Raw genomic sequence first — 12,871 nt, 5'->3', positions numbered from 1 at the left:
CCTCAGTTCTGTGGTGTGTCGGTGGGTGCTTCCTGGGCGGCCTGCGCGTTGCCACGCTGAGCCGTCGGAGCGTCTGCATCGTGAGCCGCCTTGGCGCGAGTCTTCGCGCCGCGGTGCGGAGCCAGCACCATCGTCATGTTTCGTCCGTCCTGCTTGGCGGACGTCTCGACGAAGCCGTAGTCGGCGACGTCGGCGCCCAGGCGCTGCAGGAGCCGGAAACCCAGCTCGGGCCGCGACTGCTCGCGGCCGCGGAACATGATGGTCACCTTGACCTTCGACCCGGCTTCCAGGAACCGGACGACGTGACCCTTCTTGGTCTCGTAGTCGTGGTCGTCGATCTTGGGACGCAGCTTCTGTTCCTTGACGACGGTCTGCTGCTGATTCTTGCGAGACTCGCGTGCCTTCTGGGCCGTCTCGTACTTGTACTTGCCGTAGTCCATGATCTTGCAGACCGGAGGCCTGGCATTGGGGGCTACTTCGACGAGATCGAGATCGGCATCCGCGGCGACGCGGAGAGCATCTTCGATGCGCACAATGCCTACCTGTTCACCGCCCGGTCCGATCAGGCGAACCTCAGGTACGCGGATGCGCTCGTTGACGCGGGTCTCAGTGCTGATGGGGCCTCCCTGGATAAGTACTGCTGTCCTTCAGGAGCCCTCACACACGTCCGGCGCCTGCCCCGGAGAGCAGAAAAGCCCTGCTCACAGCAGGGCCCGACACCGACCAGGACAGACGTCGCCGACGTCTGTGACCGGACCGCTGTACCTTCGACGGTGTCGTCGGTGAGCGGTGGGAGCGGGACTCCACTTGCTGTCCCGGACGTTGCCGGGACGGTCGCGCATGCCAGTCTAGCAGGCATGACCGATTCTCCCGAACCGCCTCGACCCGAGCCGCAGCCCACCACCCGCGAGCTTGCCGAGGTGCCCGCGGTGGAAGTCATCACCCGGGCCGCGCTGATGTTGATGAGCGCGGCGGCCGAGAAGCTCGGGCTGTCCGCCGACGACCCGGACGAGAGCCCGCACCGCGACCTCGACGAGGCCCGCCGGCTGATCACCGGGCTGGCCGGCCTGGTGACGGCCTCCGCCGAGTACCTGGGGCCGCACGCCGGGCCGGTTCGCGACGGGCTCAAGTCGCTGCAACTGGCGTTTCGCGAGGCCAGTGCCGCGCCCGAGGAGCCGGGGAAAGGCCCGGGCGAGAAGTACACCGGTCCCGTCTGGTAGCGAATATCCTCCCGGCCTATGACCGTAACGAGCCCCACCCGGGCACGCCTGACGTCGCGCTACCGGTGGGTGCCGACGGCGGCGGGCTGGACTGTGGGCGTCATCGCGACGCTGTCGCTGCTGGCCAGCATCTCACCGCTGGTCAGGTCGCTGATCCGGGTTCCCCGCGAATTCGTCGACGAGTACATCTTCAACTTCCCCGACACCAGTTTCGCGTGGGCGTTCGTGCTCGCCCTGCTGGCCGGGGCGCTCGCGGCCCGCAAGCGCATCGCCTGGTGGGCACTTGTCGGCTACATGATCGCCGCGGTCGGCTGGAACATCGGCGACCTGCTCTCCGGGGAGGAGACGTGGGTCGAGGAAGTCGGCGAGATCATCGGGCTGGCCTTCCATCTCGCCGCGATCGCCTTTCTGCTGCTGGCCCGCAAGCAGTTCTGGGCCAAGGCGCGGCGCGGTGCGCTGGCCAAGGCGGCCGGAGTGCTGGTGGCCGGCCTGGCGATCGGCACGCTGTTCGGGTGGGGTCTGCTCGAGCTGTTCCCCGGCACGCTGGCACCACCGGATCGGTTCTGGTACGCCCTGAACCGCGTCGGCGCCTTCGCCGGTGCGGACCCCGATGCTTTCACCGGTAATCCGCATGTGATCGTCAGCGCGATGCTCGGCCTGTTCGGTGCGCTGGCTCTGATGGCCGCCGCGGTGGTGCTGTTCCAGTCCCAACGCGCCGACAATGCGCTGACCGGCGAGGACGAGTCGGCCATCCGCGGTCTGCTCGAGACCTACGGCAAGAACGACTCGCTGGGATACTTCGCCACCCGGCGGGACAAGGCGGTGGTGTTCGCGCCCAACGGACGTGCCGCGATCACCTATCGCGTCGAAGTGGGCGTCTGCCTGGCCAGCGGTGACCCCGTCGGCGACCCGAGGTCCTGGCCGCAGGCCATCGACGCCTGGCTCGAGTTGTGCCTGAGCTACGGCTGGGCCCCGGGGGTGATGGGTGCCAGCTCCGCTGGGGCGCAGGCCTTCAGCGAGTGCGGGCTCAACGCGCTGCAGTTGGGTGACGAGGCGATCCTGCACGCCAACGATTTCCGGTTGTCCGGCTCGGAGATGCGTGCCGTGCGCCAGGCGGTGACCCGCGCCCGCCGCGCCGGTGCCCAGGTGCGCATCCGTCGGCACCGCGACCTGACCGCCGCGGAGATGGCGGAGGTCATCGAGCGTGCCGACGCGTGGCGCGACACCGACGACGAACGAGGCTTCTCGATGGCGCTGGGCCGCCTCGGCGACGCCGCCGACGGGGACTGCATGCTGGTCGAGGCGGTGCAGGACCAGCGGGTGGTCGCGATGCTCTCGTTGGTGCCGTGGGGGACCAACGGCGTATCACTGGACTTGATGCGCCGCTCGCCCCAATCCCCGAACGGCACCATCGAATTGATGGTCAGCGAGCTGTGTCTGCAGGCCGAGGACATCGGGGTGACCCGTATCTCGTTGAACTTCGCGATGTTCCGGTCCGCGTTCGAGCAGGGCTCACAGCTCGGGGCGGGTCCGATCGCCCGGCTGTGGCGCTGGACCCTGGTGTTCTTCTCCCGGTGGTGGCAGCTCGAGACGCTGTACCGGTCGAACATGAAGTATCAGCCCGAGTGGGTTCCGCGGTACGCCTGCTACGACGACGCCCGGCTGGTGCCCCGGGTGGGCGTCGCGTCGGTGATCGCCGAAGGCTTTCTGGTCCTTCCGTTCTCGCGCCGCCACGAGCAGCCGCACACCGGACACCACATCGCCGCACCCGGCGAGCTCGTCGCCACCGGGCTGTTGCACAGCGACGGCACCGCGCCGGATGTGAGCCTGCCGAGCGACGAGCCCGGCGAGGGTGGGCCCCGGCTACCCGAACAGGTTCGGGTCCGGATGGCCAAGCTCCAAGCCCTGCAGGACGACGGTGTCGAGGCCTACCCGGTCGGCAGCCCGCCCAGCCACACCGTCGCCGAGGCGCTGGGCGCCGACCCCGGAACCCGGGTCAGCGTCGCAGGCCGGGTACTGCGACTGCGCGACTACGGCGGGGTGGCGTTCGCGCAGCTGCGCGACTGGTCCGGCGACGCCCAAGTGCTGCTGGACAATTCGCAGCTGCAACAGGGAACGGCAGCGGAGTTCACCCGAGCCATCGACCTGGGCGACCTGATCGAGGTGTCGGGCACCATGGGGCACAGCCGCACCGGCGCCTGGTCGGTGCTGGTGACACGGTGGCGTCTGATCGGCAAGTGTCTGCGGCCCCTGCCGGACAAGTGGAAGGGCCTGACCGACCAGGAGGCACGGGTCCGGGCCCGATACGTCGACCTGGCGATCAACACCGAGGCGCGCGAGCTGATCAGGTCGCGCAGCGCCGTGCTGCATGCGATCCGCGAAACCCTGGTCGCAAAGGGCTTCCTGGAGGTCGAGACGCCGATTCTGCAGCAGATCCACGGCGGGGCGAACGCCCGGCCGTTCCTGACCCACATCAACGCCTACGACCTGGACCTGTACCTGCGGATCGCTCCCGAGCTGTACCTGAAGCGGTTGTGCGTCGGCGGGGTGGAGCGGGTCTTCGAGCTGGGTCGCGCGTTCCGCAACGAGGGCGTGGACTTCAGCCACAATCCGGAGTTCACGCTGCTGGAGGCCTATCAGGCACACGCCGACTACCGCGTGTGGATCGACGGCTGCCGGGAGCTGATCCAGAACGCCGCCCTGGCGGCCAACGGCGCACACGTGTTCCTGCGCCCCGCCGCGGACGGCACCCTCGAACCGGTCGACATCTCCGGGCAGTGGGCGGTGAAGACCGTGCACGGCGCGGTGTCCGAGGCGCTCGGCGAGCAGGTCGATCCCGATACCGAGCTGGCCACGTTGCGCCGGCTGTGCGACGCAGCCCGGATCCCGTACCTGACGCATTGGGACGCCGGTGCGGTGGTCCTCGAACTCTACGAACGCCTCGTCGAGGAACACACCGAGGCGCCGACGTTCTACACCGATTTCCCGACTTCGGTATCACCGCTGACCCGTCCGCACCGCAGCATCCCCGGAGTCGCCGAGCGGTGGGACCTGGTCGCGTGGGGCGTCGAACTGGGCACCGCCTACAGCGAGCTGACCGATCCGGTCGAGCAGCGCCGCCGCCTGCAGGAGCAGTCGCTGCTGGCCGCCGGCGGCGACCCGGAGGCGATGGAGCTCGACGAGGACTTCCTGCAGGCGATGGAGTACGCCATGCCACCGACCGGGGGTCTGGGCATGGGCGTGGACCGGGTCGTCATGCTGATCACCGGGCGCAGCATTCGCGAGACACTGCCTTTCCCGCTGGCCAAGCCGCGCTGAGGCCGCGCCCGCCTATGCCGTGGGGACGGGTTGATCATCGTCGCGCGGACCGAAGACGCCGAACTGCTCGACGATGTGCGCCGAGGGCGCCGGGTCCCAGGCCCACGCCGCGATCTGATGCCGCGATCGACGGCTCATCATGGCGCGCAACACCTCATAGGCCTCGGTGTGCAGCGCCCAGGTGGATGTGGCCGACGCCGACGATCCGCACCGCCACTGTTGTCCGCGCTCGTCGTGGATCAGCAGGGTAGCGGTGTCCCGGAGCCGACGGTCCAGCACGCGCATGAGCACCTCCAGGAAGGGCTGCTGCCAGTGTTCGCGGCCGACCGGGGCCAGCCCCAGCGCCTCGCGCAGGTCGGCTTCGTGACAGATCACGTCGATGGCCAGGTTGGGTCCGGAGAACTTCTGCCCAGCCAGGCTGGACTCAGCCTGTGGCGCAACGTGATTCCATTCGGCGAGCAGATCGGCGATCGGGTGCTCCCGGCGTTCGGCCACATGACGGGCCGTCCATTGCTCACCGGGTGCGCCGTCCAACCGCCCACTGGCCACGTCGGCGGCACCTCCGACCAGGTGGGCCAGCAGATCGTGGACGGACCAGCCCGGCGTGGCCGGCACCGGCGTCCGGAGCTGCTGGTCAGCGAGACCGGCGACCAGTTCGGTGAGACGTCCGTGGGCGTTGCGATAGGCCGTGTCGAGCATCGACGATCCCCTTGGTTTGCAGGTGGATCGGACGCTACCAGAAAAATAAGAGAAGTCTAAGACCATTGTGGGTGCCCGGTGTCGCGGTAGCGTGGCGTTATGTCGGACGAACCGTCGACTCCCCCGGGCCCCGCCGGCGCCACCCCCGACCCGGCCGAACCCGGCTACACCCCGGACGGGGTCCCCACCTTCGAGTCGGTGCGCGAGAAGATCGAGACCCGCTACGGCACCGCCATCGGGGCCACCGAGCTCGCCTCGGAGACCCCGGAGGGCCGCGCGGCCGAAGAGCAGTACGACGCCCGCCAGAAGGCCGCCGCCGAGCGGCTGGCCCAGATCCGGGAATCGATGAAGTCCTCCGACGAATCCTGAAGCGACAGTGCCCGCTTTCGCACACCAGCCGGAAAGAAAGGACCCAAGGTGTCTCAGCACAGACAATCTCTCGACGGTCGCACGGTCGTCGTCAGCGGAGCCGGCTCCGGTATCGGGCGCGCCTTGGCCCTGCGGTTGTCCGCGCGGGGGTGTCCCGTCGCCCTCACCGACATCGACGAAGCCGGACTACGAGAGACCGAAGCCGCGCTGTCCGGGGCTGCCCTGGCCCGGGTACTGGACGTCAAGGACCCCGAACTCCATCGCGCATTCGCTGCCGAAGTCACATCGTGGGCGCCCGCACCCATCGGTGCGGTGTTCAACAATGCCGGAGTATCCGTGTCCTGCAGTGTGCTCGACACCGTGCCCGAAGATGACCAGTGGTTGTGGGACATCAACTTCCACGGGGTGGTCAACGGCACACGCGCGTTTCTACCCGCGCTCGTAGAACAGGATTCGGGCGCCATCGTCAACACTTCGAGTGTCTTCGGTCTTGTCGGCATGCCCCATGCCAGCGCGTACTGCTCGTCGAAGTTCGCGGTACGCGGTTTCACTGATTCGCTGCGCCAAGAGCTACGGGGCACCGGGGTACGGGCGATCAACGTCCATCCGGGGGGCGTCAACACCAATATCGTTGTCAACTCGCGCCTTCACACCGACCCCACCGGCAACGGGCTTACCAAGACCCAGATGGCGGAGCAATTTGCGAAGATGGCGATGACGCAGCCCGACAAGGCGGCCCAGACAATTCAGCGCGGTGTCGAGCGCGGCCAAGCCCGTATCCTGGTCGGACCGGACGCCTATTTCTTCGACGCCCTGGCCCGGTTGGCGCCCACACACTATTTCGACGTGCTCACTGCGGCAGGGAAGATCCTGCAGAAGCTGCCGCCGCCTCCCACGGCGCGTCGGCAGACCGCTAGGCGCTGACCTTGCGCCTGCCGTTGCGTGTCTTGCGGGCCGGCCGGGCCACTCCCAGCGTCTCGGCCAGGAAGTGCCCGGTGTAGCTGTCCGGGTTGGTTGCGACGTCTTCCGGGGTGCCGGTGGCGACGACGGTCCCGCCGCCCGCCCCTCCTTCGGGGCCCATGTCGATGATCCAGTCCGAGGTCTTGATCACGTCCAGGTTGTGTTCGATGACGACCACCGAATTGCCTTTGTCGACAAGCCCGTTGATCACTGCGAGCAGCTTGCGGATGTCTTCGAAATGCAGGCCGGTGGTCGGCTCGTCGAGAATGTAGACGGTGCGCCCGGTGGAGCGTTTCTGCAGCTCGGAAGCCAGTTTGACGCGCTGGGCCTCACCGCCGGACAGGGTCGGGGCGGGCTGGCCGAGACGCACGTAGCCCAGCCCCACATCCACCAGCGTCTTGAGATAGCGGTGGATCGAGGTGATCGGGGCGAAGAACTCCGCCGCCTCCTCGATCGACATGTCGAGCACCTCGGCGATGGTCTTGCCCTTGTAGTGCACCTCCAGGGTCTCCCGGTTGTACCGGGCGCCCTGGCACACTTCGCACGGCACGTAGACATCGGGCAGGAAGTTCATCTCGATCTTGATGGTGCCGTCGCCGGAACAGGCTTCGCAGCGCCCGCCCTTGACGTTGAACGAGAACCGTCCCGGCTGGTATCCGCGCACCTTGGCTTCGGTGGTCGCGGCGAACAGCGTGCGGATCTTGTCGAACACACCGGTGTAGGTCGCCGGATTGGAGCGCGGCGTGCGCCCGATCGGTGACTGGTCCACCCGGACGAGCTTGTCGACCTTGTCCAGCCCGGTCACCCGGGTGTGGCGGCCGGGCACCAGTCGTGCTCCGTTGAGCTTGTTGGCCAGCACACTGGCCAGGATGTCGTTGACCAGGGTGGACTTGCCCGAGCCCGACACCCCCGTCACCGAGGTCAGCACCCCGAGCGGGAACGTGACGTCGATTTCGCGCAGGTTGTGTTCGCGGGCGCCGACCACGGTGAGCTGACGCTTCTTGTCCACCGGCCGGCGCAGACCCGGGACCTCGATCTCCTCTTTGCCGGCCAGGTAGGCCCCGGTCAGCGAGTCGGTGTTGGTGAGCAGATCCTGGTACGGGCCGCTGTGCACGATCCGCCCGCCGTGCTCACCGGCGGCCGGGCCGATGTCGACGACCCAGTCGGCGTGGGCGATGGTGTCCAGGTCGTGTTCGACGACGATCAGCGTGTTGCCCAGGTCGCGCAGCCGAACCAGGGTGTCGATCAGCCGGCGGTTGTCGCGCTGGTGCAGCCCGATCGACGGCTCGTCGAGCACGTAGAGAACGCCGACCAGGCCCGATCCGATCTGGGTGGCCAGCCGGATGCGCTGGGCCTCACCGCCGGACAGCGTCCCGGCCGCCCGCGACAACGACAGATAGTCGAGACCGACGTCGAGCAGGAACCCCAGCCGGGACTGGATCTCCTTGAGCACCTGGCCGGCGATCGCCTGCTCCCGGCTTCCCAGCGTCAGCGCGTTGAGGAAGCGGGCACAGTCGGCGATCGACAGTTCGGCGACCTCGGCGATCGACTTGTCCCCGAAGTCGCCGGCGGCCATCGTGACGGCCAGGATCTCGGGCTTGAGCCGGGTGCCCTGGCATTCCGGGCAGGGCACGTCCCGCATGAAGCCCTCGAGCCGCTCCTTGGTCTGCTCGGAGTCGGTCTGCTCCATCCGCCGGTGCAGGAACGCCATCACGCCTTCGAAGTCGGCGTAGTAGGACCTGGTACGGCCGTAGCGGTTCTTGTACCGCACGTGGACCTGCTCGTCGCACCCTTCGAGAATGGCTCTGCGCGCCTTGGCGGGCAGCTTCCGCCACGGGGTGTCGACGTCGAAGCCCAGCTGGTCCCCCAGCCCGGACAGCATCCGGGTGAAGTACTCGGCGGTGTGGCCCATCGACCACGGCGCGATGGCCCCCTCGGCCAGCGTCATGTCCGGGTCGGGCACCACGAGGTCGGGATCGACCTCCTTCTTGATACCCAGCCCGACGCATTCGGGGCAGGCGCCGTAGGGCGAGTTGAAGGAGAACGAGCGGGGCTCGAGATCGTCGACGGCCAGCGGGTGGCCGTTGGGGCAGGCCAGCTTCTCGGAGAAGCGCTGCTCCCGATGCGGATGGTCGTCCTCCCGGTCGACGAACTCCAGCACGACGATGCCGTCGGCCAGGTTCAGCGCGGTCTCCACCGAATCGGTCAGCCGCTGCTTGGCGCTGGCCTTCACCGTGAGACGGTCCACGACCACTTCGATGTCGTGCTTTTCCTGCTTCTTGAGCTTCGGCGGATCGGTCAGCGGGTGCACCACCCCGTCGACCCGCACCCGGCTGTAGCCCTGGGAGTTCAGCTTGTCGAACAGGTCGACGAATTCACCTTTTCGGGTCCGCACAACCGGCGCGAGCACCTGGAAACGCAGGCCTTCGTCCATCGCCAGCACCTGGTCGACGATCTGCTGCGGGGTCTGGCGTGCGATGCGCTCCCCACAGACCGGGCAGTGCGGAGTACCGGCCCTGGCGTAGAGCAGGCGCAGGTAGTCGTAGACCTCGGTGATGGTGCCCACCGTCGACCGCGGGTTGCGGTTGGTGGATTTCTGATCGATCGACACCGCCGGGGACAGCCCCTCGATGAAGTCGACGTCCGGCTTGTCCATCTGGCCGAGGAACTGCCGGGCATAGGCGCTCAGCGATTCGACGTAGCGACGCTGCCCTTCGGCGAAGATCGTGTCGAATGCCAGCGACGACTTCCCGGATCCCGACAACCCGGTGAACACGATCATCGCGTCGCGCGGCAGGTCCAGATCGACGCTACGCAGGTTGTGCTCCCGGGCACCCTTGACAATGAGGCGGTCAGCCAACGATGTCCCTTCCACGCGTTACGGGTCGCAGACGCAGTACAGACCCATGCTAAGTGTGCCCACCGACAAGTCCGATCCGGCGATCGACCCGACTCCGGAACCAGGACACGGCGACGAGGCCGTCAGACCGCCGGGCCCCGGGAAGTAACGTGACCATCATGACAGTGGTCAACGACAACTACACCGGGCATGTGGAGCCCCAGACGGCAGCACGACGCACCCTTCCCGGCGCCTCGATCGTCAAGGTGTCGGTGGGCCCGATGGACAACAACGCTTACCTGGTCACCTGTTCCCGCACCGGCCAGACACTACTCATCGACGCGGCCAACGACGCCGCGACCCTGCTCGACCTGATCGACCGATACGCCCCCACGCTGTCGCTGATCGTCACCAGCCACCAGCACCAGGACCACTGGTTGGCGCTCAAGGACATCGTCGACTCGACCGCCGCCCCGACCGCCGCCCACTCGCTGGACGCCGAGCCGCTCCCGGTCACCCCGGACACGGTGCTGTCCGCCGGAGACACCGTCGAGGTGGGCGACCTGATCTTCGACGTCATCCACCTGCGCGGCCACACCCCCGGTTCGGTGGCCCTGGCACTCGATCCCGAACACCAGCGCGGGCCGACCACCGACGGCAGGGTCCACCTGTTCACCGGCGACTGCCTGTTCCCCGGCGGTGTCGGCAAGACCTGGAAGGACGGGGATTTCGAACAACTGCTGGACGACGTGACCACGCGGGTGTTCGAGGTCTATCCGGACGACACCGTCGTCTACCCGGGCCACGGCGACGACACGACCCTCGGGGCGGAACGGCCCCATCTGACCGAATGGCGCGAACGCGGCTGGTGAGAGCGGCCGGCGGCGGAAATCAGGAAAACCAGGAAGGGAACATGAACACCGATCAGTTCAACAAGGCGCAGCGCGGCGCCGGGTTCATCGCAGCACTGGACCAGAGCGGCGGCAGCACACCCAAGGCGCTGAAGCTCTACGGCATCGGCGAGGACGCCTACTCGAGCGACGCCGAGATGTTCGACCTCGTACACCAGATGCGGACCCGCATCATCACCAGCCCGGCCTTCGGCGGCGACCGCATCGTGGGCGCGATCCTGTTCGAGGACACCATGGACCGCCAGATCGAGGGCCGCCCGAGCGCCGACTACCTCTGGAACGTCAAGCAGGTCGTGCCGTTCCTCAAGGTCGACAAGGGGCTGGCCGAGGAGAACGACGGCGCCCAGGTGATGAAGCCGATCCCCAACCTCGACGGACTGCTGGCCCGCGCCCGCGAGCACGGCGTGTTCGGGACGAAGATGCGCTCGGTCATCAAGCTGCCCGGCGCCGGCCTCGACGCCGTCGTCGACCAGCAGTTCGAGGTGGCCCGCCAGATCCTGGCCGCCGGCCTGGTCCCGATCATCGAACCCGAGGTCGACATCCACAGCCCCGAGAAGGGTGCGGCCGAGGAGCAGCTCAAGGCCTCGCTGCTGCGTGGCCTCGACGGTCTCGACGAGGGCCAGACGGTGATGCTGAAGCTCACCCTGCCCGACGTGGACGACCTGTACCGCGAGCTCATCGAGCACCCCAAGGTGCTGCGGGTGGTGGCGTTGTCCGGTGGCTACAACCGCGACGAGGCCTGCGACAAGCTGGCCGCCAACCACGGCGTCATCGCCAGCTTCTCGCGCGCGCTGACCGAGGGGCTCACCGCCCAGCAGAGCGACGAGGAGTTCAACGCCACACTCGATGCCGCGATCATGAGCATCGCCAAGGCGTCCAATACCTGAGCCCCGGCGCCCTGAGCCGGCCATCAGGTCGGCTCAGGGCCTGGCGGTTCAGGACGTGTGGACGATAAGCACGTCGGTCTGGGACCGGCGAGCGACGTTGGCGGGCACCGATCCGAGCAGCCGCCCGGCGATGGTGCTCAGGCCCACGTTGCCGACCACCAACAGGTCGGCCCCAACTTCCTGGGCCAGGTCGACCAGCGCGTCGACGGGCGCTCCCACCACAGCCTTCTCCTCGACGTCCGGGGCTCCGGCCGCCTTGGCACGATCCCGCGCCTCGCGCAGGATGGCGTAGATCGGTGCGTTGCCCGACATCTTGTAGCCCTCGTCCTTGAGGACGTCGGCGGCGCGCTGATCCTCGCTCTGCGGGAAGTAGGCCGTGGCGATGACGAGCTTCGCGTTCGACCCGGCGGCGATCTGACCCGCGCGGTCCACGGCACGCAACGACGAATCCGATCCGTCCGTACCAACCACCACGGTTTGATAGGCGCTCATCCATATCCTCCCAGTGTCAGCTGCAACGCCACAGACAGTAACCCGGCATCAGGCGAACATGGGTGCGAATCACCACACCCACGCCGCATTCGCCCTGGATCCGCGCTCTCCGACGATGGCAACATCACCATGCCTGATGCACCGTGACGGCGGACACGCCGGGGGGCACCCTGTGCACCGTGATCAGCGCAATCACGCACTGCGGCAAGGAATGTCTTCGGCGCCCGGCGCCCCGGCGCGCGGCCCCGGCTGTGGCCGAGGTCACCATCCGGGCACCGACGCGCCATCGCCGGCACTGGCCTCGTTGCGGTGGCCGATTCGATCAACGGTGCGCGACATGATCTTTCCCCGACGTCTCAGCCGAGCCGGGCGGCCGAACAGGTCAGTGCCCGGCGCCGAGTTCGATCAACAGCACGCCCACCACGATCAGCCCGATCCCGCCGAGCATCCTGCGCGTCAGCGCCTCGTTGAACAGCAGCCACGAGGCCGCTGCGGTGAGCGCGACGCCGGCCGCCGCCCAGATGCCGTAGGCGGCGCCGAGCGGCATGCCCAGGCGCAGCGACCCGGTCAGCATCGTGAACGCCAGCACGTACCCGACGGCCACCACGGCGTAGAACGGGGTGCGGCCCCGCGCGGCGACCCGCAGCGACAGCGTGGCGGCGACCTCGGTGGCGATGGCGCCGATCAGGAGTAGGTACTGCATCGCTCACTGACCTCCGGTCGCCGTGTCGGACGGCAATTGATGCGCAGGAGAACCTGTTTCGACCAGAAGCACGCCGACGATCACGCAAACCAGACCGATACCCATCGCGACGGTGAACGCCTCTCCGAACAGCACCGCCGAGAGCGTCGCGGTGAGCGCGACCCCGGCGGCGCCCCAGATGCCGTAGGCGACCCCGAGTGCCATGCCGCGCTTGAGCACCAGGGTGAGGAACACGAAGGAAGCCAGGTAGCCGGCGACCACGACCACGTAGAGCGCCGGCACCGTCGCCGACCCTTTCAGAGACAGCGTGGCCGCCACCTCGGTGACAATGGCCAACACCAGATAGAGCCAGATCATCTGACCGTCCTCCTCCTCGTCGTCGCCCGGACATCATCAGCCATCAGCGCGGCCGGGGCATCCCAGTCTGTCAACTACGCGCCCCGGCGCGCGGCCGGGCGCCCGCTGCGCACGGC

Annotated in this window: 12 protein-coding genes; 6 read left to right on the top strand and 6 right to left on the bottom strand. The window is 68.0% G+C overall.

The window, feature by feature from the left end; genetic code table 11:
• Window positions 1-2: 2 nt before the first annotated feature.
• Window positions 3-617 (bottom strand): translation initiation factor IF-3, encoded by a 615-nt coding sequence (infC, locus tag ACXAID_RS09770; protein ID WP_475022029.1) that lies wholly within the window; start codon window positions 615-617, stop codon window positions 3-5.
• 240 nt (window positions 618-857) lie between these two features.
• On the opposite strand from infC, the gene ACXAID_RS09765 reads away from it, so the two are divergent.
• Together ACXAID_RS09765 and lysX are read left to right on the top strand one after the other, a co-directional pair.
• A complete protein-coding gene (locus ACXAID_RS09765) occupies window positions 858-1,220 on the top strand; it encodes a DUF1844 domain-containing protein (protein WP_475022004.1) in 363 nt (120 codons plus the stop codon).
• A gap of 18 nt (window positions 1,221-1,238) precedes the next feature.
• Entirely contained in the window at window positions 1,239-4,538 is a 3,300-nt protein-coding gene (gene lysX / locus ACXAID_RS09760; RefSeq protein WP_475022003.1) for a bifunctional lysylphosphatidylglycerol synthetase/lysine--tRNA ligase LysX, read from the top strand.
• A gap of 12 nt (window positions 4,539-4,550) precedes the next feature.
• On the opposite strand, the gene ACXAID_RS09755 is transcribed toward lysX, so the two are convergent.
• Window positions 4,551-5,237, bottom strand: coding sequence for a maleylpyruvate isomerase family mycothiol-dependent enzyme (locus ACXAID_RS09755; protein ID WP_475022002.1), 687 nt, complete (start codon window positions 5,235-5,237; stop codon window positions 4,551-4,553).
• Window positions 5,238-5,336: 99 nt separating this feature from the next.
• Here ACXAID_RS09755 and ACXAID_RS09750 point away from each other — a divergent pair, with 99 nt between their 5' ends.
• Entirely contained in the window at window positions 5,337-5,606 is a 270-nt protein-coding gene (locus ACXAID_RS09750; protein ID WP_475022001.1) for a hypothetical protein, read from the top strand.
• 48 nt (window positions 5,607-5,654) lie between these two features.
• Window positions 5,655-6,530, top strand: coding sequence for an SDR family NAD(P)-dependent oxidoreductase (locus ACXAID_RS09745; protein ID WP_475022000.1), 876 nt, complete (start codon window positions 5,655-5,657; stop codon window positions 6,528-6,530).
• On the opposite strand, the gene uvrA is transcribed toward ACXAID_RS09745, so the two are convergent.
• Window positions 6,520-9,426, bottom strand: coding sequence for an excinuclease ABC subunit UvrA (uvrA, locus tag ACXAID_RS09740; RefSeq protein WP_475021999.1), 2,907 nt, complete (start codon window positions 9,424-9,426; stop codon window positions 6,520-6,522). The genes ACXAID_RS09745 and uvrA overlap by 11 nt on opposite strands.
• A gap of 158 nt (window positions 9,427-9,584) precedes the next feature.
• On the opposite strand from uvrA, the gene ACXAID_RS09735 reads away from it, so the two are divergent.
• Both ACXAID_RS09735 and ACXAID_RS09730 read left to right on the top strand, forming a co-directional pair.
• Entirely contained in the window at window positions 9,585-10,277 is a 693-nt protein-coding gene (locus ACXAID_RS09735; RefSeq protein ID WP_475021998.1) for an MBL fold metallo-hydrolase, read from the top strand.
• 41 nt (window positions 10,278-10,318) lie between these two features.
• On the top strand, window positions 10,319-11,203 hold the full coding sequence (locus ACXAID_RS09730; protein ID WP_475021997.1) for a fructose bisphosphate aldolase: 885 nt from the start codon (window positions 10,319-10,321) through the stop codon (window positions 11,201-11,203).
• A gap of 48 nt (window positions 11,204-11,251) precedes the next feature.
• Here the strand turns inward: ACXAID_RS09730 and ACXAID_RS09725 are convergent, their stop codons facing one another.
• The 3 genes from ACXAID_RS09725 to ACXAID_RS09715 all read right to left on the bottom strand — a co-directional run bounded on the left by ACXAID_RS09725 (window position 11,252) and on the right by ACXAID_RS09715 (window position 12,755).
• Window positions 11,252-11,695, bottom strand: a complete 444-nt coding sequence (locus tag ACXAID_RS09725; RefSeq protein ID WP_475021996.1) for a universal stress protein — start codon at window positions 11,693-11,695, stop codon at window positions 11,252-11,254.
• Window positions 11,696-12,077: 382 nt separating this feature from the next.
• Window positions 12,078-12,398 carry a DMT family transporter gene (locus ACXAID_RS09720; RefSeq protein WP_475021995.1) on the bottom strand — a complete coding sequence of 107 codons (321 nt, stop codon included), beginning with the start codon at window positions 12,396-12,398 and terminating at the stop codon, window positions 12,078-12,080.
• A 3-nt stretch (window positions 12,399-12,401) separates the two neighbouring features.
• On the bottom strand, window positions 12,402-12,755 hold the full coding sequence (locus ACXAID_RS09715) for a DMT family transporter (protein ID WP_475021994.1): 354 nt from the start codon (window positions 12,753-12,755) through the stop codon (window positions 12,402-12,404).
• Window positions 12,756-12,871: the final 116 nt, after the last annotated feature.

It is taken from the genome of Mycobacterium sp. ABE4_509, from assembly GCF_056160785.1.
Note: the sequence above shows the minus strand (reverse complement) of the source record. Positions and strands in the feature narration are given on the sequence as shown.

Bases quoted from the DNA above. Each gene is read 5' to 3' on its own strand.
- ACXAID_RS09765 (WP_475022004.1), top strand. From the start codon at position 858: ATGACCGATTCTCCCGAACCGCCTCGACCCGAGCCGCAGCCCACCACC.
- lysX (WP_475022003.1), top strand. From the start codon at position 1,239: ATGACCGTAACGAGCCCCACCCGGGCACGCCTGACGTCGCGCTACCGG.
- ACXAID_RS09755 (WP_475022002.1), bottom strand. From the start codon at position 5,237: ATGCTCGACACGGCCTATCGCAACGCCCACGGACGTCTCACCGAACTG.
- ACXAID_RS09750 (WP_475022001.1), top strand. From the start codon at position 5,337: ATGTCGGACGAACCGTCGACTCCCCCGGGCCCCGCCGGCGCCACCCCC.
- ACXAID_RS09735 (WP_475021998.1), top strand. From the start codon at position 9,585: ATGACAGTGGTCAACGACAACTACACCGGGCATGTGGAGCCCCAGACG.
- ACXAID_RS09730 (WP_475021997.1), top strand. From the start codon at position 10,319: ATGAACACCGATCAGTTCAACAAGGCGCAGCGCGGCGCCGGGTTCATC.
- ACXAID_RS09725 (WP_475021996.1), bottom strand. From the start codon at position 11,695: ATGAGCGCCTATCAAACCGTGGTGGTTGGTACGGACGGATCGGATTCG.
- ACXAID_RS09720 (WP_475021995.1), bottom strand. From the start codon at position 12,398: ATGCAGTACCTACTCCTGATCGGCGCCATCGCCACCGAGGTCGCCGCC.
- ACXAID_RS09715 (WP_475021994.1), bottom strand. From the start codon at position 12,755: ATGATCTGGCTCTATCTGGTGTTGGCCATTGTCACCGAGGTGGCGGCC.